This is a genomic window from Bradyrhizobium sp. LeoA1Lang, from assembly GCF_055413685.1.
In genome coordinates, this window is the sequence record NZ_JBVAPG010000054.1 from 18,062 (window position 1) to 39,597 (window position 21,536).

Annotated in this window: 18 protein-coding genes; 9 read left to right on the forward strand and 9 right to left on the reverse strand. The window is 63.9% G+C overall.

Annotated features, from left to right (window positions below):
- Positions 1-3: 3 nt before the first annotated feature.
- The 4 genes from ACZYOF_RS19520 to ACZYOF_RS19535 all read right to left on the reverse strand — a co-directional run bounded on the left by ACZYOF_RS19520 (position 4) and on the right by ACZYOF_RS19535 (position 7,102).
- Positions 4-1,266 carry an efflux RND transporter periplasmic adaptor subunit gene (locus ACZYOF_RS19520; RefSeq protein ID WP_463716786.1) on the reverse strand — a complete coding sequence of 421 codons (1,263 nt, stop codon included), beginning with the start codon at positions 1,264-1,266 and terminating at the stop codon, positions 4-6.
- Entirely contained in the window at positions 1,263-4,451 is a 3,189-nt protein-coding gene (locus ACZYOF_RS19525; RefSeq protein WP_463716787.1) for an efflux RND transporter permease subunit, read from the reverse strand. Before ACZYOF_RS19525 ends, ACZYOF_RS19520 begins: the two co-directional genes overlap by 4 nt.
- Before the next feature lie 200 nt (positions 4,452-4,651).
- Positions 4,652-5,062, reverse strand: coding sequence for a DUF305 domain-containing protein (locus tag ACZYOF_RS19530; RefSeq protein ID WP_463716804.1), 411 nt, complete (start codon positions 5,060-5,062; stop codon positions 4,652-4,654).
- Between the two features lie 651 nt (positions 5,063-5,713).
- A complete protein-coding gene (locus tag ACZYOF_RS19535; protein WP_394568672.1) occupies positions 5,714-7,102 on the reverse strand; it encodes an aminotransferase-like domain-containing protein in 1,389 nt (462 codons plus the stop codon).
- Positions 7,103-7,429: 327 nt separating this feature from the next.
- Here ACZYOF_RS19535 and ACZYOF_RS19540 point away from each other — a divergent pair, with 327 nt between their 5' ends.
- The 9 genes from ACZYOF_RS19540 (at position 7,430) to ACZYOF_RS19580 (ending at position 16,480) form a co-directional block, all read left to right on the forward strand.
- Positions 7,430-7,912 carry an MSMEG_0572/Sll0783 family nitrogen starvation response protein gene (locus tag ACZYOF_RS19540; protein ID WP_130582573.1) on the forward strand — a complete coding sequence of 161 codons (483 nt, stop codon included), beginning with the start codon at positions 7,430-7,432 and terminating at the stop codon, positions 7,910-7,912.
- A 34-nt stretch (positions 7,913-7,946) separates the two neighbouring features.
- Positions 7,947-9,008, forward strand: coding sequence for a Nit6803 family nitrilase (locus ACZYOF_RS19545; RefSeq protein ID WP_463716788.1), 1,062 nt, complete (start codon positions 7,947-7,949; stop codon positions 9,006-9,008).
- Positions 8,917-10,053, forward strand: a complete 1,137-nt coding sequence (locus tag ACZYOF_RS19550; protein ID WP_463716789.1) for an MSMEG_0568 family radical SAM protein — start codon at positions 8,917-8,919, stop codon at positions 10,051-10,053. The genes ACZYOF_RS19545 and ACZYOF_RS19550 overlap by 92 nt, the downstream gene beginning before the upstream one ends.
- The gene (locus ACZYOF_RS19555; protein ID WP_394568675.1) at positions 10,050-10,598 is read left to right on the forward strand and encodes an MSMEG_0567/Sll0786 family nitrogen starvation N-acetyltransferase; all 549 of its coding nucleotides are present in this window, start codon (positions 10,050-10,052) and stop codon (positions 10,596-10,598) included. The genes ACZYOF_RS19550 and ACZYOF_RS19555 overlap by 4 nt, the downstream gene beginning before the upstream one ends.
- 2 nt (positions 10,599-10,600) lie before the next feature.
- Entirely contained in the window at positions 10,601-11,596 is a 996-nt protein-coding gene (locus ACZYOF_RS19560) for a sll0787 family AIR synthase-like protein (RefSeq protein WP_394568676.1), read from the forward strand.
- On the forward strand, positions 11,593-12,759 hold the full coding sequence (locus tag ACZYOF_RS19565; RefSeq protein WP_463716790.1) for an MSMEG_0565 family glycosyltransferase: 1,167 nt from the start codon (positions 11,593-11,595) through the stop codon (positions 12,757-12,759). Before ACZYOF_RS19560 ends, ACZYOF_RS19565 begins: the two co-directional genes overlap by 4 nt.
- Positions 12,752-13,039 (forward strand): MSMEG_0570 family nitrogen starvation response protein, encoded by a 288-nt coding sequence (locus tag ACZYOF_RS19570; protein WP_463716791.1) that lies wholly within the window; start codon positions 12,752-12,754, stop codon positions 13,037-13,039. The genes ACZYOF_RS19565 and ACZYOF_RS19570 overlap by 8 nt, the downstream gene beginning before the upstream one ends.
- 12 nt (positions 13,040-13,051) lie before the next feature.
- The gene (locus tag ACZYOF_RS19575; protein WP_463716792.1) at positions 13,052-14,347 is read left to right on the forward strand and encodes an MSMEG_0569 family flavin-dependent oxidoreductase; all 1,296 of its coding nucleotides are present in this window, start codon (positions 13,052-13,054) and stop codon (positions 14,345-14,347) included.
- A gap of 936 nt (positions 14,348-15,283) precedes the next feature.
- Complete coding sequence (locus tag ACZYOF_RS19580) at positions 15,284-16,480, forward strand: amidohydrolase family protein (protein ID WP_463716793.1); 1,197 nt, start codon at positions 15,284-15,286, stop codon at positions 16,478-16,480.
- Positions 16,481-16,714: 234 nt separating this feature from the next.
- Here the strand turns inward: ACZYOF_RS19580 and ACZYOF_RS19585 are convergent, their stop codons facing one another.
- The 5 genes from ACZYOF_RS19585 to ACZYOF_RS19605 all read right to left on the reverse strand — a co-directional run bounded on the left by ACZYOF_RS19585 (position 16,715) and on the right by ACZYOF_RS19605 (position 21,371).
- Complete coding sequence (locus ACZYOF_RS19585) at positions 16,715-17,386, reverse strand: DUF1236 domain-containing protein (RefSeq protein ID WP_130582197.1); 672 nt, start codon at positions 17,384-17,386, stop codon at positions 16,715-16,717.
- Positions 17,387-17,527: 141 nt separating this feature from the next.
- Positions 17,528-17,983 carry a MarR family winged helix-turn-helix transcriptional regulator gene (locus ACZYOF_RS19590; protein ID WP_130582196.1) on the reverse strand — a complete coding sequence of 152 codons (456 nt, stop codon included), beginning with the start codon at positions 17,981-17,983 and terminating at the stop codon, positions 17,528-17,530.
- Between the two features lie 9 nt (positions 17,984-17,992).
- Positions 17,993-18,697 carry an ABC transporter ATP-binding protein gene (locus ACZYOF_RS19595; protein WP_463716794.1) on the reverse strand — a complete coding sequence of 235 codons (705 nt, stop codon included), beginning with the start codon at positions 18,695-18,697 and terminating at the stop codon, positions 17,993-17,995.
- Positions 18,694-19,485 (reverse strand): ABC transporter ATP-binding protein, encoded by a 792-nt coding sequence (locus ACZYOF_RS19600; protein ID WP_463716795.1) that lies wholly within the window; start codon positions 19,483-19,485, stop codon positions 18,694-18,696. Before ACZYOF_RS19600 ends, ACZYOF_RS19595 begins: the two co-directional genes overlap by 4 nt.
- Complete coding sequence (locus ACZYOF_RS19605) at positions 19,482-21,371, reverse strand: ABC transporter permease (protein WP_463716796.1); 1,890 nt, start codon at positions 21,369-21,371, stop codon at positions 19,482-19,484. The genes ACZYOF_RS19600 and ACZYOF_RS19605 overlap by 4 nt, the downstream gene beginning before the upstream one ends.
- Between the last annotated feature and the right edge of the window lie 165 nt (positions 21,372-21,536).

The window sequence follows — 21,536 nt, forward strand, 5'->3', positions numbered from 1 at the left end:
ATATCAGGAAACAGCCTGGGTCCTGAGAGTCACGCGGTTGCCGTCGGCCAGGTCGACCGACGGATTGAGGATCACTCTGTCGCCCGCCTTGACACCGCTGTTGATCTCCACTTGCTGGCCGAGGTCACGCACGACATTGACCTTGTGCAGGTGCACCACCCCGTTCTCGACCACGGCGACCTGCAGGCCGCCTTGATTGAAGATGATCGCATCCGCAGACACTTTGAAGCTCGGCGTCTTGCGCGGGATGCGCAGTTCAATCGTGCAGTAGATGCCGGGCGTAAGGGCACCGTCCGGGTTCGGGATATCGATCTCGGTCAACAGCGTTCGCGAACCCGGTTGCAGCGCATCGGCGATCCGCGTCACCTTGCCGGGGAAGGTGCGGTCGGGCAGTTCCGGAACGTGCACGATGGCATCGATCCCCGCACGCACTCCGAACGCCGCATCCTGCGGAACAAACACCTGGGTACGGATGACATTGCTCTGCATGATCGTGAACATGAACGTGCCGCTGGTCGCATCCGCCTGCAGCAGGCTGCCGACATCGACATTGCGCTGGGTGATCACCCCGTCAAAGGGGGCAACGACGTGCTGGTAGATCTTCTGCTGATGCAACACTTGCACCTGCGCTTCCTCAGCGACCACATTGGCCTGCGCGACCGAGACCGCGGCCTCCTGCGCCTTCAACGTCTGGGAGTCGATCGTTCCCTGCTGCGCGGTGAGCCAGCCCTTCTCCACCAGCGGCTTATCGCGGTCCCACGTCACCTTGGCCAGTTCCCTGTTGGCCTGCGCCTGCTGCAGCGCCGACCTGAGCTGCCCGAGCGTCGCCTCGGCCTGCGCGATTTGATGGTCGAGTTCCGGCGCAACGATCTCCGCCAGCAATTGCCCTTCCTTGACATGATCACCGATATCAACCTCGCGCTTGGCGATATAGCCGCTGGCGCGCGCGAAGATGTTGGCCGAGGCAAAAGCCGAGGTGGTTGCCGGCAGGTTCACGACGTCGATCCCGTCGCTGGGCTCGACGGTCGCCACACGAACGCCCGGGACGAGATCGCGACGTTGCTCGGCGGTGGCCATAGTCTGGCGGTACTGTGCGTAGTGGCTCCAGGCTCCGGACGCCAGCGCGACCGCTCCGATCACCCCCAGGGCCACGCCCGCAGTCCGGCCAATCCAGCGCCTCGAACGGCCATGCCGCACCGGCGCCGGATCGCGCTCACGATCCACCTCGGGCGTCGGCTCAACTTTCAAAGGCCGATTGAAATTCATTCCAGCACCTCGTCGAAAACGCCATGATGTTTCTTGCCGTCGTTACCCTTACGCAGCATGGCAAACAGATAGGGTACCACCAGCAACGTCGTCGGCGTCGCAAACAGCAAGCCGCCGATCACCGCGCGCGCAAGCGCGGCATTCTGCTCTTCGCCGGCGGCTCCGATCGCCATCGGGATCATGCCTACGATCATTGCGGCCGCGGTCATCAGCACCGGCCGGATTCTGGTATGCCCGGCCTCGATCGCGGCCTCGAAGGCAGTCTTTCCGGCGAGCTGCTGCTCGCGGGCGAAAGTCACCAGCAGGATCGAGTTGGCTGACGCCACACCCACCGCCATGATCGCTCCCATCAGCGACGGCACGTTCAAGGTCGTGCCGGTCACGAACAGCATGGTGAGGATGCCGCAGAGCGTCGCGGGCAAGGCCAGGATGACGACGAAGGGATCACCGAAGTTCTGATAGTTCACCACCATCAGCATGTAGACAAAGACCGCGGCAAACAGCAGGCCGATGCCGAGATTGATGAACGAGCTGTTCATGCTGTCGATCTGGCCGATCACCTGGATCGAATTGCCGGGCTTGAGCTGCTTCTGCAGATCCCCGACAATATGGCTGATCTGGCTCGCGACGCTGCCGAGGTCACGGCCTTGCGTGCTGGCATAGATCTCGTAGACCGGCTGAATATTGGCCTGGTTGGCGTTGGTCGGGACGCTGCCGCGTCTGAACGTGGCGACGTTGCTGAGCAGGCCGGGCACGGGTGTGTCGGTCAGCGACGCCAGCGACGTCGAAACCGGCGTGTTGCCGAGATCGCTGACGGACGAAATCCTGCTCTCGGGCGTCTGTACTGCGAAGTAGTATGGAATGCCGGAACTGGGGTCGGTCCAGAAGTTCGGCTGCACCTGCTCGGACGAACTCAGGCTGACATTGAGATTGGTGGCGATCGTGTTGGCGTTCAGGCCGAGTTGGGCCGCGCGGGTGCGATCGATATCGGCATAGAACGCGGGCGCGTTCACTTCCTGCTGCAGATGCGCATCCACCACGCCGGGGATATCGGCGAGACGCTGCCGCAGTTCCTGTGCGACGCGCAGATTATTGTCCTTGTCGTAGCCGACCGTGCGGACGTCGATCTGCGCCGGCAGTCCGAAATTGAGGATCTGCGTCACGATATCCGCCGCCTGGAAGTAGAACGTGTCCTCCGGGAAGGCCTTGGGCAACTCCTCGCGCAGCTTACGCACATAGTCGGCGGTCGGCGCGTGACCCTCCTTGAGCGCCACCAGGATCACGCCGTCATTGACGCCGATGGTCGAGCCGTCGCTGAAGGCGAGATTATACGGCCGTGCCGGCAGTCCGATATTATCGACGATCAGCTCGCGCTGATCGGCCGGAATGACTTCGCGGATCTTGTTCTCGACCTGCTGAAAGATACGTTCCGTCCCCTCGATCCTGGTCCCGGCCGGCGCACGGACATGAAGCTGGATCTGTCCGCCATCGATCGCCGGAAAGAAGTCGCGGCCGACCATCGGAAACATCGCGCCGCCCAGCAGCAAGACAAGTCCCATGCCGATCGGGATGATGAAGCGATGCTCCAGCAATCCGGTAAGCCAGCGCGAATAGGCATGGCGTATGGCCTCAAAGCCGCGTTCGAACGCGGCATGGAAGCGGGCGAACAAGCCGGCCGTAACCGCCCCCGGCTCGCCGTGATGTTCGCCCTTAAGCAGAAGGCCGATCACGATCGGCGTCAGCGTTCGGGAAAGCCCGTAGGACGCCAGCATCGCAAACACGACGGCAAGCCCGAGCGGCGTGAACAGGTACTTTGCCGGCCCATCCAGGAACACCACGGAGGTGAAGACGCAGCTAATCGCAAGCGTCGAGACCAAGGTCGGCACGGCAATGCCTGCGGCGCCGTGCAGCGTCGCCTGCGGCAGCGGCATCCCCTCCTCGGTAAGCAGCCGATGGGTGTTCTCGATCGTAACCGTCGAGTCGTCCACGAGAATGCCGACCGCGAGCGCCAGTCCGCCGAGCGTCATCGTGTTCAAGGTTTCGCCGAGGAAATAAAGCACGATCAGCGAAGCCAGGATCGAGAGCGGGATCGAGATCATGACCACCACGGTCGAGCGCCACGATCCAAGGAACAGCAGGATCATCAGCGCCGTCAGCGCCGCGGCGATCGCGCCCTCGCGCAGCACGCCCGTGACCGACTCCTTCACGAACACCGACTGATCGAACAGTTCATTGATCTGCATGCCCGCAGGTGCCGCGGCACGCGCGGTCTGCAACGCCTGGTGAACGGCATTGACCACGGAGAGCGTGGAGGCATTGCCGTTCTTGATGATGCTGAGCAGCACCGAGCGCCGGCCGTTCTGCCGCACGACATTCTGCTGCACCAGCCAACCGTCATGCACCTGTCCGACATCCTTGACGAACACCGTCGCGCCGTTCACCACCTTGATCGGAATGTTGTTGAGGTCGTCGATGCTCGGCGGCGTCGCATTGGTGCGGATGGCATATTGCGTCTTGCCGAACTTCGCCGTGCCTGCCGGCAATGTCAGGTTCTGGGTGTTGACGGCGTTCACCACGTCGAGCGGCGTCAATCCCTTGGCGAGCAGCTTTTCCGGATCGATGTCGACCATGATCTGGCGGTACTTGCCGCCCGCCGGCGTCGGCAGCGTGATGCCGGGGATCGGCGCCAATTGCTGACGGATACGATAGATGCCGTAGTCGTAGAGCTGCTGCTCACTGAGCGTGTCGGAACTCAGGCTGATCTGCAGCACCGGAACGCTTGAGGCATTGAACTGCACCACCACCGGCGGCTGGATCCCCGGCGGCATCAACGCACGGATCGAGTTGGTCGCGGCTACAATCTGGGAAATCGCGAGGTCGAGATTGACGTCGGGCTGGAAGTAGATCTTCTGCACCGACAGCCCCGCCATGGTCTGGGCTTCGATGTTTCGGATGCCGTTGACGTTGGAGCTGATCGAATACTGGCTGTAGGTGGTGACGCGCTGCTCCATCTCGGGCGTGCTCAGCCCGGTGTAGCTCCAGATCACCGTCACCACGGGGATGTTGATTTCCGGAAAGATGTCCGTCGGCATCTTGTAGCTGACGACGGCACCCAGAAACAGGATCAGCGCAGCGACCACATAGAATGTATGTGGAAACCGCAGAGCGAAGCGAACGATACCCATAATCGGTCCTTAACCGCGCGCCGCCCTGCTGGTCCTTACGCAACCCGGCAGCGCGCCTATTTCAATTGCACCTGCACGACGTGACCGGGCTTTTCCGGAACGCCCTCTGCGATCACCACGTAACGTCGCTGAATTTTGTCTTCGCCACGCCCCATACTCCGGCGAGATGCAAGAGCCGATATCCTCATTGTCTCCATCCCCTATTGCATATGCATTGTATGGTTAGACATCGCGTCCGGTGAGTGCATGGCAGGCATCGTATCCGGCAGTGGCGCAGGCGCAGTACCTGGCTGTGTCGGCGCCGCAACCGACGGCGGCAACTCCTGGCCAACCGCAAGCCGCATCGCCGCGATCTCCTGCTGCTGAGTTACGACGATTTCCTGCGCGAGACGGCGAAGCTGCTCGTTATGGCCGTAGCGAAGGACGGCCTTCGCCATATCGATCGCGCCTTGATGGTGCGGGACCATCATCGCGACGAAATCACGGTCGACATCGCCGGTCGGCTTGATCGTCATGTCCGCCATCATCTTGTTCATGGCGGCATCGTTTTCCGAAAGGAAGGGCTGCTCGCCGGCATAGTCTGGGCGATCGGCCACATATTGTACCGGCATGGCCCCGCGAACGTGATACGCCCTGGTGGGATTCTGGGCCAAGACGAACGACGTCGCCGCGACTGAGGCTGTCGTCGCAATTGAGATCACGCGTTTGCGAACGAAAGAACGTGACAGCACAATCATCCATACCTCCAAGCAAAATCTGCCGCTGCGTGGAGCGACCCACGGCCCAACCTCTTCCGTTTCCGAATACCTCTAGTGGGTAGTCCGCCCGAACAAGCCCAAAGACGTCGCGTCGCCGACGCCATTCAAGGTGGCGGTCGAACATCCCGTTCTCAACTAAAAAACGATTTAGGTTTCGACGGTGCCGATTGGATGTCGGATCGACGCGTTTGGCATCAACAAGCTGCTACAATCAGCCAACATTCGGTGATGACGCGGATCGCAGCACTCAAGACCCGGTGAGCTGGCCAGGACTTTTCTCCTCACGCGATGAGGCCGCGTCGAAACTCGCGCAAGCTAACTCTTGATCAAGCTATGCGCAGAAGGCCGATCTGTTCATTCAATTGTGACTGCGGACCCTCGCGCCTGTGATGACGAGCGCCCGTCTTCCTATGCGCCAGAACAGGCTGGCCGGACGATCGCACATCGCAGCGCTTGTTGTTTCAGGCTATGCGCGGCAAATTCGTTGCGCTGACTTCAACGACGTCACAGAAACGACGATGCCAGAGCCGGGCTCTCGGCGAGCGCATGCGCGGTATACTCCAGCGCGCTCCTGACCTGCGCTCGATTGACGGGGCCGCCGAGGCATATCCTGACTGCCTCGGGCGGCGATCCGTTGACGACGAATGCATCGCTTGCGACAACACCGATGCCGGTCGATCGCATGTGCTCGACGAATGCCGAGCGCGTCCATGGCGCGGGCAGTGGGACCCAGATGTTGAAGCTGAGCAGGTCCCCGCGATAGGAGCCTTTCGGCAATATCTCCGCTGCTAGCCTCTGCCGCGCCGACGTCTCCGTGCGGATGAACCGCAGGATCGTATCTGCGGTGCCGTCCTCGATCCAGCGCGTCACCAGCGACACCGTGAGCGGCGAGGCCATGACTGTTGCTGCACGAAGCGCGGAGGCGAACGGCCAGGCCGAACGCGTATCGGGGACCACGACATAGGCCGCGCGTAGTCCCGCGCCGATGCATTTTGCAAGGCCCGCGACATGCCAGGTGAGATCGGGCGCAATCGCGGCAAACGGCGCGTGGCCGTGACCGTGTTCGGGGATGAAGCCATAGGCATCGTCCTCGACGATCGGCAACTTGTAGCGCCGCGCGATTGCGACGATGTCGCGCCGTCGAGAGTCTGGAATCGTCAGCGTCGTCGGATTCTGCAGCGTCGGATTGAGATAGATCGCCTTCGGCTTCAGCTTCTTGCACGCATCGGTCAAGGCCTGCGGCTCGACACCGTCGTCGTCCATCGGCAAGCCGACCAGCGTGATGCCGAGTTGCGCGGCGATCGCGCGTATCCCCGGATAGGTGATGGCCTCGCACAGCACGACCTCGCCGGGCTTTGCGAGGATCGAGAGAATGCCAAGCAACGCCGGGTGCGCGCCAGGCGACACAAAGATACGGCTCTGCGCCGGCACCAGCGCGCGCCGGCCGAGCCAGCTCGACGCCGCATCCTTGTCGGCCTGGGTGCCGCCGAAACCCTGGTAGCGCAACAGCGAGACGACATCGCGTATGATGTAGTCCGCCCCCGCCTGCATCCTGGCGATCAAGTCGAGGTCATCAGGCTCGGGCGGCAGGTTCATCGAGAGGTCAACCGGCCGCGGCGGAAAGGCCTGCGCCGAACGCCGCGGGCGCGGCTTGTCGCGGACGAAAGTTCCCTGCCCGACCTTGGACTCGATCAGCCCGCGCTTCTGCGCCTCGACATAACCGCGCGCCACCGTCGTGAAGTCGATGTCGAGGCGCTTGGCCAGTTTGCGCTGCGGCGGCAATCGGTCGCCGATGACAAGTTTTCCGGCGGCGATATCATCGGCGATGGCGTCGGCAATCGCGAGATAGCGCGGCTTGTCACTGTTGGAGAGGTCGGGTCGCCAGTCGGTCATTTGCGAGATTTAGCACATGAATTCAAAATTGACCGTATATTGTTGCACGTCATCTCGCAATTAGGTCCGAAGCACTGCCATTCTTTCTGCGCACACGACGAAGGCGCCTGCATAACAATCGAGCGCGTTGCACAGTGCTGAGAGGCAGCTTTCTCTGACGGCAGAGAAACAATCCCTACAGTCCCGTCAGATATCCAGTCAAGGTTGACTGGATACATGACTGCATATTGACTGCTTTGATGATTTATCGTGCAAACAGGCATTTGGCACATCGATTGCAAATCCTGAAATCGATCCGGGAGGCCGGACGAGAGCAGGAGGTGCACAATGCCCGCAGTAACGATGCCCGCTCGCCAGAAAGGCGATTTTCTTGTCGATTATGAGGAGAAGGTTTTCGAGGACGTCAAAGCCAAGCCCGGCGAGAAGGCGCTGGTGACGTTCCACACTGTCGCGTTCGAAGGCTCGATCGGTCTCGTCAACATCCTTCAGGCGCTTCGGTTGAAACGAAAGGGCTTTGACACCTCGATCCTGCTCTACGGTCCGGGCGTCACGCTCGGCGTCCAGCGCGGCTTTCCGAAGATCGGCGACGAAGCGTTTCCCGGCGCCCAGAACTTCAACAACCAGCTCGCAAAATTCATGGACGAAGGCGGCAACGTCTACGCCTGCCGCTTCGCCTTGCAGGCGCTGTACGGCCATGGCGAGCCGTCGCTGATCCCAGGCATCCGGCCGATCAATCCGCTCGACGTGCTGGATCTGATCCTGATCCACCGCAACGACAACGCCTTCATGCTCCACACCTGGACGCTCTGAGCCGAACCTGCGCGAGCGGACGAGGGAGGAGACAGTGACAGCGAAACGCATCGTCAAGGCTGCAGCCGTCCAGATCGCACCCGATCTGGAGACGCCGAGCGGAACCGTCGATCGGATCCTTGCGGCCATTGCGGAAGCGGCCGGCAAGGGCGTCCAGTTCGCCGTGTTCCCGGAGACGCTGGTTCCCTGGTATCCGTATTTTTCCTTCGTCCGCCCGCCGGTCCTGAGCGGCGCCGAGCATATCCAGCTCTACGACAACGCCGTCGTGGTGCCGGGCCCGGTGACCGACGCCGTCGCGCAAGCCGCCAAGCGCCACGCCATGGTGGTCGTGCTCGGCGTCAACGAGCGCGATCACGGCTCGCTCTATAATGCGCAACTCGTATTCGATGCGACCGGCGCGATCGTGCTGAAGCGCCGCAAGATCACGCCGACCTTCCACGAGCGCATGATCTGGGGCCAGGGCGATGGCGCCGGACTGAAGGTGGTCGATACCGCCGTCGGCCGCGTCGGCGCGCTCGCCTGCTGGGAACACTACAATCCCCTCGCCCGCTACGCGCTGATGGCGCAACACGAGGAAATTCACGCCGCGCAATTTCCGGGCTCGCTGGTCGGACAGATCTTCGCCGACCAGATCGAAGTGACGATCCGCCACCATGCGCTCGAAAGCGGATGCTTCGTCGTCAACGCTACCGGCTGGCTCTCCGAGGAGCAGATCGCGAAGATCTCGCCGGACGAAGGCCTGCGCAAGGGCCTGCGCGGCGGCTGTATGACCGCGATCGTCTCGCCGGAAGGCAATCACCTCGTCCCGCCGCTCACCGGCGGCGAAGGAATTCTGGTCGCCGACCTCGATATGGCGCTGATCACCAAGCGCAAGCGGATGATGGACTCGGTCGGCCATTATGCCCGCCCCGAACTCCTGTCGCTTCTGCTCAACGACCAGCCGGCGCGTCCGATGCACGGCCTTCCCCCCAATCGACTCATGCCCATTCCGGGAGATGTATCCGATGACACAGCAGATGCCGCACCAGCGCCTCAAGGCGATGCCGACCGAGCAGTTGATCAACGAGTTGCAGTCCTTCGGAGTACGCCTCGCTGATCCCAGGAACGGCGGCATCAGCCGCCGGGGTGGCGCCGGCCCCTCCGACCATACGCCGTTCACCATCGACGGCTCCACCGTGATGGTGCCAGTCCATAATGCGCCGGCGTTCGAGAGCCCGTACCTCGTCGAGCGCCCGGATGCCGCCGGCCGCAGCCGCATCTCGCGCGACGGCATCGTGCTCGCCGACGTCTCGTTCCCGTTGCGGCCGAAATTCTACGAGCTCTCTACCGCCGACGGCATCCCCTATTCCAAGATCGCGACGCTGCATGGGCGTGACGTGCTCGCGACCACGGTGCTGCAGACCTGCATCCGCTATCAGAGCCGCACCAAGACCTGCCAGTTCTGCGCGATCGGCCAGTCGCTCGCGGCGGGACGCACGGTCGAGCACAAGACGCCGGCGCAGCTTGCCGAAGTCGCGAAGGCCGCCGTCGAACTCGACGGTATCAGCCACATGGTGATGACCACGGGCACGCCGCGCACCTCCGATCGCGGCGCGGCGATCCTTGCCGAGAGCGCCGCGGCCGTCAAAGCAGCCGTCGACCTGCCGATCCAGGCGCAATGCGAGCCGCCGGACGACTTCGCCTGGTTCGGCCGCATGAAGGATGCCGGTGTCGATGCCCTCGGCATGCATCTGGAGGTCATTGGCGCCGACGTGCGGCAACGGATCATGCCGGGCAAGGCCCAGGTCTCCGTCGACGACTATTTCGAAGCCTTCGCGGCGGCGGTGCCGGTGTTCGGCTGCGGCCAGGTCTCGACCTATATCCTCGCCGGTCTCGGCGACAGCCCCGCCAAAATTCTCGCCACCTCGCAGCGACTGATCGACATCGGCGTCTATCCATTCGTCGTTCCCTTCGTGCCGATCGCCGGCACTCCATTGGAGAGCCATCCGACACCACCTCCTTCGTTCATGCACGACATCCTGCGTCCGCTTGCGGACATGCTCCTGGCCGGGAACTTGCGGGCTTCCGACATCAAGGCGGGCTGCGGCAAGTGCGGCGCCTGCTCGGCGCTATCGACCTACGAACGGAGGGCCATCGCATGATCTTCGAATCCTTCAAGCCGTTCATTGCGCCGGAATTCCAGGTGAAGTTCGCAACCGAAGCCTGGGAGAAGGCTGCGGCCGCTGCGCTCCGCCGCCGGGTGTTTTGCGAGGAGCAGCACATCTTCGCCGATGATGACCGCGATGCGATCGACGACTTCGCCATTCCGCTCGTGGCGGTGTCGCTGCTTGGTGTCGCAGAGGACGACGTCGTCGGCACCGTGCGTATTCACCCTGATGACCATGAGCCTGATGTCTGGTGGGGATCGCGGCTCGCAGTTGCGAGGAGCTATCGCCGGCTGAGCGCGGTCGGCGCTGGCCTGATCCGGCTTGCGGTGTCGTCGGCACACGCGCGCGGCTGCCGACGCTTCCTCGCCAATGTGCAGAGCCAGAATGCGCTTCTGTTCCAGCACATGCACTGGCGATCGCTCGGCGAGTTCGAGCTGCACGGCCGCGCACATCACCGCATGGAGGCCGATCTCGATCACTATCCGCCATTCCGCACTCCTGAGACCGGCTTCCTCTCGCTGGCGAAACTGGCGGCCTGATCATGCTCTCCGGCGTCGCCATCGATCTGCTTGCGGAACGGCTTCGGCAGAGCCGCGGCATCGCCGCCAAGGCCGACATCGCCGCGGTGGCCTCCGCGCTCGAGCTGTCGGGCGATCAGGCAATCCCGGTCGGCGATGACTGCGCCGCGATCGCGGATGGTGACGGCTACCTCCTGTTTGCCATCGAAGGTTTCATGAACGAATTCGTCGCCGCCGATCCCTGGTTCGCCGGCTGGTGCGGCGCAATGGTCAACATCTCCGATGTCGCGGCGATGGGCGGACGGCCGACCGCGATCGTCAATGCAATCTGGTCCGACGGCGCGGATAACGCGGCGCCAATCCTCGCCGGATTGAAGGCAGCGGCGAAGGCGTTCGGCGTCCCCGTCATCGGCGGCCACACCAATGTCCGCAGCACCCAGAGCCAGTTCGCCGTCGCGATCCTCGGCCGCGCCGCCCGGCTGCTCACGAGTTTCGATGCGATGCCAGGCGACAAGCTCGTTGCCGCGATCGATCTGCGCGGCCGATACCGCGAACCGTTCGCGAACTGGGAAGCGGCAACCGACGCACCGCCGGAACGGCTGCGCGGCGACATCGCGATCCTGCCGTCGCTTGCCGAGTCCGGGCTTGCGTGCGCCGCCAAGGACATCAGCCAGGGCGGTATCGTCGGCACCGCTGCGATGCTCGCCGAGTGCTCGCAGGTGGCGCTCGCCCTCGATCTCGACGCGATACCGATTCCGGACGGCGTTCCGCTCGAACGCTGGCTGCAGACCTTTCCGAGCTTCGGCTACCTGCTGTCGGTCAAGCCGGAACATATCGACGAAGCGCTCGCCCGCTTCCGCCAGCGCGGCATCGCCGCTGCGTCTGTCGGCGACGTGATGGCCGGAACCACGGTCGACATTCGCGCAGGCTCCGACCGCGCCACGGTGTGGGATTTCGAACGGCAGCCCTTGATCGGCTGCGGCCCCTCCCGGCCTCCCGTTCAGCGGAGCGTCGCATGACCGCTTCATCCGCCCGGCTCCGCATCGCGATCCTGACCCACTCGACCAATGCGCGCGGCGGCGTGGTGCACGCGCTCGAACTCGCCGACGCCCTGACGAGGCTCGGCCATGTCGCCGTCGTGCATGCGCCCGATCGCACCGGCAAGGGCTTCTTCCGTTCCAGTCTCGCGCCGACCGTATCGGTGCCGGCGTCGGCTGTCTCTGATGACGTCACGTCGATGGTGGAAACGCGCATCGCGGACTATGTGCGGCATTTCGACGATCCCGCACATCGCCAATTCGATGTCTACCACGCCCAAGACGGCATCTCCGGCAATGCGCTGGCGACGCTGAAGCAGCGCGGGCTGATCCAGGGTTACGTCCGCACCGTCCATCATGTCGACGACTTCCGCGACGTGCGGTTGCGTCAACTCGACCAGCGCTCGATCGTTCTCGCCGATCAGCTCTTCGTCGTCAGCCGGATGTGGCAGGAGCGGCTGAGGATCGAACTGGCCTGCACGTCGACCTTGGTCGGCAACGGCGTCGACACCAGCCGCTACTCGCCCGCCTCCAATCCCATCGATAGCGCACTGCGCCCCCGGCTCGGCCTTCGCGAGGGACCGGTGCTGCTGGCGATCGGAGGCATCGAGCGGCGCAAGAATACCCATGCGATCCTCGATGCCTTCTGTCAGGTCCATGCCGTCCACCGCTCCGCACAGCTCGTGATCGCCGGCGGTGCTTCGCTGCTCGACCATGGCGCCTACCAGCAGCAGTTTCGGCTGCGACTGCAGGATGCAGGCCTGCCGGCAAATGCGGTGATCGAGACCGGGCCGCTGGCCGATGCCGAGATGCCATCGCTCTATCGGCTTTCGGATGCCCTGGTCTTTCCGTCGCTGCGCGAGGGCTTTGGCCTCGTCGTGCTTGAAGCGATGGCGAGCGGCGTTCCCGTGATCGTCTCGCATATCCCGCCTTTCACCGAATATCTCGGCGACGATGACGTCGCCTGGTGCGATCCACATCATGCAGGCTCGATCGCCAATGCGATCATCAGCGCGCTGTCCGAGCCGCTTCGCTCCCGCCTCGCCGCGAACGGACGTAACGTCGCCGAACGTCACGATTGGAGCCGCACCGCCGAGGCGCACCTTCCGGCCTATCACCGCATGAGCGAGGTGCATTATGCCTGAAATGCGTTTCCATGTGCGCTGGCCGGATGAAAGCATCGAGGCCTGCTATTCGCCGTCGCTCGTGATCAAGGACCATCTCGCCGTCGGCGCGATCTATCCACTCGCCGATTTCCGGGAACGCAGCCGCATTGCGCTGACGATCGCAGCGGAGCGCGTCCGCGAGAAATACGGTTTCCTCTGCACCCGTGCGCTCGGTCAGCTCGTCCGCATTGAGGAAACGGCTGGCCGGTTCGAAGCCACGCCGGGGGCCTCCGTCACCATCGTTTCGTTCGAAGAATAACAGGAGCTCATGATGTCTGATCTCGACTCTTACTACCCGGTCGTCGTGATCGGCGGCGGACAGGCTGGCCTTGCGATGAGCGCGCAACTCAGCCGGCACGATATCGACCACGTGGTGCTGGAGAAGAACAGCATCGCCCATTCCTGGAAGACGCAACGCTGGGACGCGTTCTGCCTGGTGACGCCGAACTGGCAGTGCCAGCTTCCCGGCTTTCCCTATGCCGGCAACGATCCGCACGGCTTCATGCTGCGCGACGAGATCGTCGGCTATATCGAGGACTATGCCAGGCACATCGCGGCTCCGGTCCGTGAGGGCGTTGCGGTCGTCAGGCTGAGGCAGGCAGATGGAAGATTCCTGCTCGAGACGACCGCGGGCGGGATCGCCGCTGATAGCGTCGTGCTCGCGGTGAGCGGATATCACGTCCCAAGGATTCCGGAGTTCGCGGAGCGGCTGGACCCGGCCATCACGCAGATCCATTCTTCCGCCTACCGCAATTCGGACCAGTTGCCATCGGGTGAGATCTTCGTCGTCGGCAGTGGCCAGTCCGGCTGCCAGATCGCCGAGGACCTGCATCTGGCCGGCCGCAAGGTTCATCTCGCGGTGGGCAGTGCGCCGCGCTGTCCTCGCTTCTACCGCGGCCGCGACGCCGTCGACTGGCTTGATGATCTCGGCCAGTACGATCTGCCGGTCGATCAGCATCCGCTGCGGGAGAAGGTTCGCAAGAACGCCAACCACTATCTCACCGGCCGCGACGGTGGCCGCGACATCGACCTGCGCAGGTTTGCGCTCGAAGGCATGAAGCTCTACGGGCGCTTGAAGGACGCGCGCGGCACCACGTTGCGGCTCGGCGATGATCTGAAGACCAACCTCGACAATGCCGATCGGGTCTACAACGGCATCTGCAGCCTGATCGACGATCACATTGCGAGGGGCGGGATCGATGCGCCGCTGACGCCGCACTATGCGCCGGTGTGGTCGCCCGCGGAGACGCCGACGGAGCTCGACCTTGCGGCAGCCGGTATCACCAGCATCATCTGGACCACCGGCTTTCGTTCGGACTGGTCGTGGGTCGATTTGCCGCTGTTCGACGGCGCAAGTTATCCCACCCACAAGCGCGGCATCACCTCGGTCGATGGCGCCTATGTGATCGGATTGCCCTGGCTTTACACCTGGGGTTCGGGCCGGTTCGTCGGCATCGGACGCGACACCGAGTTCGTGGCGGACCACATCGTCGGCCGCCGGAACGCGGTGCAGGAGAATGCAACTCGCGCAGACGGACGCATGCTTGCGCTTGATGCGGCGGGCTAAGCGCCAATCACACCGACGTCGTTCCCGCGAAAGCAGGGACCCATAACCACAGGCGGCTGTTGTGGCGGGAGCAAGCGGTTGCGGCGGAGCATACGACAATGGCCTGTGGTTATGGGTCTCGGGTCCCGGCTACGCCAAGGGGCTTCGCCGCGGCGCGCAAGCTCGGGACGACGGGGGAGAGATATGATTCAAATTTCAAATAGCGTGAGGATGTGAGGTTGCATTCTCGCGGCGTGATGCGCCCGAGGTTTGCTTCACTTTCCACCCTCCTCGATATCAGAGGGCGCAGGGAAAGCCGGGTGCCGGTTGCACCCATGGGTCCCGTGCAACAAAAAGCACGGGGGTAGGACCACAGGTTCAACCGAAGCATTCCGGCTTTCCCTGCGCGATGGTTTTACGGTTTCCTTCGTGCTCTCCCCGGTGACCGGGCTTTCTTGCCACCGTCATCTCAAGCGCGAAAAAAGTTCGCGCGAAAAACTTAGCGCCAGCGTCGGGGCGCCAGGACCACACGACTTCGCCGTCCGTGATGCGCGTGCTCGTCAGTCACACCCATCGCGTCCACCGCATCTCACCGCAACGTTCGTGACGATCGCGACCCGCCCCTCATTCGCGCTGAGACGCGCGGAGTTAAATCACTGATTTGCCCGACGGCGAAAGCGGAATGTTTTTTACGTGAGGGCTGGACAGACTTTTGGCTGATTTGCCCGTCGGGTTGATTTGTCACACCCAAAGTGGCCACATCGTCATTGCGAGCCAACGGGGCGCGCGTTCGCGCGACCCGTTGGCTCGCAATGACGGCGGGCTCGAACCGCAGCACTCCCGGTAAGGGGCTTTTCGACGACGATCATTCGTGTACTAATAAACAATCCGACTTGATCGGCACGTCAGGTCGCGGGCACAATGCGCGGCGCAGGGATTGAGCGAAAAGGACAAGGCATGGCCCACGATGCACCGCAGGCGACCGGACCGAGCAAGCTGGTGATCCGCAATATCGGGCTGTTGCTGTCGGGGGCGCTGGAACGGCCGATCCTCGATGCCGACACCATCGTGGCCGAGAACGGCAAGATCACGGCGATCGGCCGCGCCAAGGATGTCGACACCGAAGGCGCCACCACCATCGTCGATGCCAATGGCACGACGGTGGCGCCGGGACTGATCGACAGCCACGTCCACCCGGTGGCGGGCGACTGGACGCCGCGGCAGAACCAGACCAACTGGATCGACAGCTATCTGCACGGCGGCGTCACCACCATGATCTCCGCGGGCGAGGTGCACATGCCGGGCCGGCCGCGCGACGTCGTGGGCCTGAAGGCGATGGCGATCTTCGCGCAGCGCGCGTTCTGGACGCTTCGGCCCGGCGGCGTGAAGGTGCATGCCGGCGCGCCGGTGATCGAATGCGAGATGGTGGAAGAGGATTTCAAGGAAATGGCCGCTGCCGGCGTCAAGCTGCTCGGCGAGGTCGGCCTCGGCGGCGTCAAGGACGGCCCGACTGCGCGGAAGATGGTGGGATGGGCGCGCAAATACGGCATCCAGAGCACGATCCACACCGGCGGACCATCAATTCCCGGCTCCGGTCTGATCGACAAGGATGTCGTGCTGGAGGCCGATACCGACGTGGTCGGCCATATCAATGGCGGCCACACCGCCCTGCCCGACGACCAGATCCGCTGCATCTGCGAGGGCTGCAAGCGCGGCCTCGAACTGGTTCATAACGGCAATGAGCGCTCAGCGCTCTACACGCTGCGCACCGCGCGCGAGATGGGCGATCTTCACCGCGTCATCCTCGGCACCGATGCGCCCGCCGGCTCCGGCGTGCAGCCGCTCGGGATCTTGCGCATGGTCTCGATGCTGTCCTCACTCGGCGAACTGCCGGCCGAGATCGCGTTCTGCCTCGCCACCGGCAACACCGCGCGGATGCGCGAGCTGGATTGCGGATTGGTCGAAGTCGGCCGCGCGTCCGATTTCGTGCTGATGGACAAGGCGCAGCATTCGCCGGGCAAGACCATCCTGGAGAGCGTGCAGCTCGGCGATTTGCCGGGCATCGGCATGACCATCATCGACGGCATCGTCCGCACCCAGCGCAGCCGGAACACGCCGCCGGCCGGCAAGGTGCCGGAGATCGTGGGGCGGTGATAGTCCCGCTGTCATTCCGGGGCATCGCGCAGCGATGAGCCCGGAATCCATTTTGCCGCGTGCTCTGCGGCGAGATGGATTCCGGGCTCGATGCTTCGCATTGCCCCGGAATGACGGATGTAGCGGAGTGCGTAGGGTGGGCAAAGGCGCGGAGCGCCGTGCCCACCATCCAGCTCACTGCTCGGGATGGTGGGCACGCTTCGCTTTGCCCACCCTACGGATTCGCTCGCACCGTCACTCGATCACCTGCACCACTTTCTGCTGCTGCGGATCGACCAGCACGATCTGGTCGCCGACGGCGAGATAGCGATAGTTCCTGAGCTCGGCATTGTTGCGCACCATCTCCTCCGGCACGGGCTGCAGCGACAGGCAGTTCGACGCCGACGTTCCGCCTGCCGGCGTCTTCGCGCCGACCGTGGTCGAGGAACTCCGCGCCAATTCCCTGAACTTCCTGCGCATGTCGTCGGTGATGACGATGCGGTCGTGGCCGTAGGCTGCGGCGCCGCCCCAGCCCGGCCCGTCGTCAAGGATGTCGACGATCTCGCGCCGCCGCGGATCGACGATGACGACCCTGTTGTCAACGAGCGTGTAATCGTAGTCGCGATATTCTGGAGCGATCCGCACGATGTCGGCCGGCAGGCGGTGGGGCTGGATGCTCGGCGGCAATCGCTGGCCGATATTGACGCTCACATTCGAGGTCCGGGTCGCCGTTCGCTCGCTCCGCAGCCGATCCACGATCTGCTTGCCCTGGTCGTCATTGACATCAGCGGCGCGCTGACCGTCCTGTCCAGGCACCTGGCCGGCGCGAGGGCTCCCCTCACGCTTTTGATCCGGCACCTGCGCGATGGCCGCTCCGGCGCTGATCGTCAGTGCGATTGCCGTCGCGCAAAACCAATTGGTCTTCATCGCCGACTCCTGTTGGTCCCCGCTGCCCGTAGTCAGAATCGCAACCGGGCTTGCCGCATTTTGTTCCTGGGGCGGCGCCCTTGCGACGGTGATGGTGGGGCACGCCTCGTAGGCTTTGCCCACCCTACGAATGCCCTGACGTTAACGCAGCTTGCTGAGCAGCGCGATCAACATCTCGCGCTCCTTGCCATCGAGCGGCGCCAGCGTTTCCTTGGTGATCGCCAGCGCGTTCGGCGCAACTTTCTCGACCGTCTGCTGGCCCGTGCGGGTCAGGCTGACGAGGAGGCGACGGCCGTCCTCGGGATCAGAACTGGTCTCAGTCAGGCCGCGCGCGGTGAGGCGGTCGATGACGCCCTTGATGGTGGCGACATCCATCGCCGTCAGCCGGCCGAGCTGGTTCTGCGAGCACGCCCCCGTCTCGGCGAGCTTCGACAGCGCCGCCCATTGCGGCGAGGTCAGGTCGACGCCGATCTCGCGGGCGAAGATGGTGGCGTGGCGCTGCCAGACCTGGCGCAGCAGGAAGCCGATCTGCTCGTCCAGAATGTAGCTGGTCTTCTGCGGTTTTGGATTACGTTTCACTGCCCCGTTTCTGGCCATCACACTTCCTCAGAGCGACAGATGCGCATCGCGGATATCAGGCCGCGCGTCGAGCTCGGCCATCGTGCCGCCGAAGCAGATGCGGCCGCGCTCGATGATATAGGCGCGATCCGAGATCAGGCGCGCGAAATGCAGGTTCTGCTCGGAGACGACGATGCTCACGCCCTCCTTCTTCATGGCAAGGATCGCATCGACCATCTGCTCGACGATCTTAGGCGACAGGCCTTCGGAAGGCTCGTCGAGCAGCACCAGCGACGGATTGCCCATCAGCGTGCGCGCGATGGTCAGCATCTGCTGCTCGCCGCCGCTCATGCGGCCGCCCGCACGACCCCGCATCTCGCCGAGATTCGGAAACAGCGTGAACAGTTTTTCGCGCGTCCAGTATGGTGCGTTGGCGCGCCTCTGTTGACGGCCGACCTCGAGATTCTCCTCGACCGTCAGGTCGGTGAAGATGCGCCGCTCCTCCGGCACGTAGCCCAGCCCACCGCGCACGATCGCGTACGTCGGTTCGCGCGAAACGTCCCTGCCCTCGAAGACGATGCGCCCCGAGCGGTTCTCGACCAGGCCGACGATGGAGCGGAAGGTCGTCGACTTGCCGGCGCCGTTGCGACCGAGCAGCGCGACCACCTCGCCCTCGCCGACATCGAGCGTGATATCGAACAGGATATGCGCCGGGCCGTAGAAACTGTTGAGATCTTTCACCTGGAGCTTCATGCGTGCGCTCCATCGCGGTGGCGCGCGTCATAAACCAGGCCTTCGCCGAGATAGATCGCGCGGACCTGCGCATTGCCGCGGACTTCCTCGGGCGATCCCTCGGCAATCAGGCTGCCGCGGTTGAGCACCAGGATGCGGTCGGCATGCTCAAACACGACATCCATGTCGTGCTCGGTGAAGAGCACGCCGATCGACTGCTCTCGCGCGATCGTGGCGGTGAGCCGCATCAACTCGATACGCTCGCGCGGCGCCATGCCGGCGGTCGGCTCGTCCATCAACAGCAGTTTTGGATGGTTGGCGAGCGCGACCGCAAGCTCGAGCCGCTTGAGGTCGCCATAAGCGAGCTCGCCACAGGGACGCTCGGCATAGGCGCCCATGCCGACGAGATCGAGCAGCCGGCCGGCCTCCTCGCGCGCGAAATCCGGCGTCGATCTCCAGAGATTGAAGAGCTGGTGCCGGTGCGAGACCAGCGCGACCTGCACGTTCTCGCGCACCGTCATGGTCGGAAAGGTCGCGGTGATCTGAAAGGTGCGCCCCACGCCCAGCCGCCAGATCGCGCGTGGCTTCTTGCCGACGGTTTCCTCGCCCAGGATCGTGATGCGGCCGGAATCCGGGATGTTCTGGCCGTTGAGCATGTCGAAGCAGGTGCTCTTCCCCGCGCCGTTCGGCCCGATCAGCGCCAGGATCTCGCCGGCACGCAATTCGAAGGAGACGCCGCGCACGGCGTGCACGCCGCCATAGGATTTGGTCAGGCCTTCGACCGACAGCAATGTGGGGACCATGCTCATTCGGCGGTCTCGACGCGCGAGGTGAGAAGCGGCGAATTCGACGATGACGATTTGCGGCGGCGGCTGATGATCGAGTCCAGCGTGCCGACGATGCCTTTCGGGAAGGCGACCACGATCAGCACGATGAAGGCACCAAGCACCAGTTTCGACCAGTCGGTCTGGCTGACCAGCCAGATGTTCAAGGCCTTGTAGACGATGGCGCCGACGACCGCGCCCGATACCGTCTCGACGCCGCCGAGCAGCACCATGACCAGCGCATCGACCGAGAGCGAAATGCCCATATTGTCAGGGAAGACGCTGCCCTTCAGATACGCGAACAGCGCGCCGGCGAGGCCCGCCACAGTGCCCGCGATCACGAACGCAGTCCACTGGATGCGTTTGCCGTTGATGCCAACAGCCTCGCTGCGCAACGGCGAATCCCGCGTGGCGCGGAGCGCAAAGCCGAAGGGCGAGAACACGATGATGCGGAGGACAATGACCGCGAGCGCGGCGATGCCGAGCGAGAGCCAATAGAAATGCGATGGGCTCGCCGCCCATTTTTCCGGCCAGACGCCGAGGATGCCGTTGTCGCCACCGGTGACCGCCACCCATTGGAACGCGATCGACCACACAATCTGGGCGAAGGCGAGCGTCAGCATCGCGAAATAGACGCCGGAGAGTTGCACGGCGAAGAAGCCGAACACGGCGGCGCCGACGAGCCCGAGCAGCGGACCGAGCAGCAGGCATACGATCATCGGCAGCCCCGCCAGCTTGGCCAGGAAGGCGACGCCATAGGCGCCGAGGCCGAAATAGGCGGCGTGACCGAAGGAGGCGAGCCCGCCGACCGACATCAGGAAATGCAGGCTGACGGCGAAGATCACGAAGATCGCGATCTCCGAGGCGACGGTGAGCGCGTAATTGCCGCCGAAGAGCGGCAGCGCGGCAGCGACGATCAGCGCGGCGACCGCGGCCAACCGTTCGTTCGAGGTCCAGGGCCGCCAGGGATTGACGGTGAGGCCCGGCGTGCGGCGCGCCGGCGCTTCCGGTTTGCCGAACAGGCCCCAGGGGCGGACGATCAGGACCACCGCCATCACCAGGAACACGAGGATGATGGAGATCTTCGGGAAGACCAGGATGCCGAAGGCATTGAGCTCGGACACCAGCACCGCGGCCACGAAGGCGCCGATGATGCTGCCGAGGCCGCCGATCACGACGACGACGAACACATCGACGATGATGCGCAGATCCATCGCATGATGCACCGCATCGCGCGGGATCTGCAGCGCGCCGCCGAGGGCTGCGAGGAAGACACCGACCGCAAACACGCTGGTGAACAGCCATTTCTGGTTGACGCCGAGCGCTGCGACCATGTCGCGGTCCTGCGTCGCCGCGCGCACCAGGATGCCCCACCGGGTGCGCTGGAACAGCAGCCAGAGGATGCCGAGCACGACGGGGCCGAGCACGATCAGGAACAGGTCATAGCTCGGGATGTTCTGGCCGAAGAAATCGACCGCGCCCTTGAAGCCGGGCGCGCGGCGGCCAACCAGGTCGCTCGGGCCCCAGATCAGCACGACGATATCCTGAACCATGAGCGTCAGGCCGAAGGTCGCGAGCAACTGGAACAGTTCTGGCGAATGGTAGATCCGCCGCAGCAGCACCATCTCGACCAGCACGCCGACGATGGCGACGACAAGCGCTGCGACAACGATGCCGCCCCAAAAGCCGAGCGCGCCGGAGAAGCGCTCGGTGAGCGTGAACGCAATATAGGCGCCGAGCATGTAAAAGGCGCCATGCGCGAAGTTCACGATCCGGGTCACGCCAAAGATGATCGACAGCCCCGAGGCGACCAGGAACAGCGAGGCGGCGCTGGCAAGTCCGGTCAGGAACTGAACGACGTAAAAGGCCATCGGCGGTCCGGGTTGGAGGTTGAGTCACCTCTCCCCGCTCTTTTGCGGGGAGAGGTCGAATTGTCCAGCGGAGCATCGTCCGGCGCAATTCGGGTGAGGGGCTGTCTCCACGCGCGCGACTCGTGGAGGCAGCCCCTCACCCCAACCCTCTCCCCGCAAGGGCGG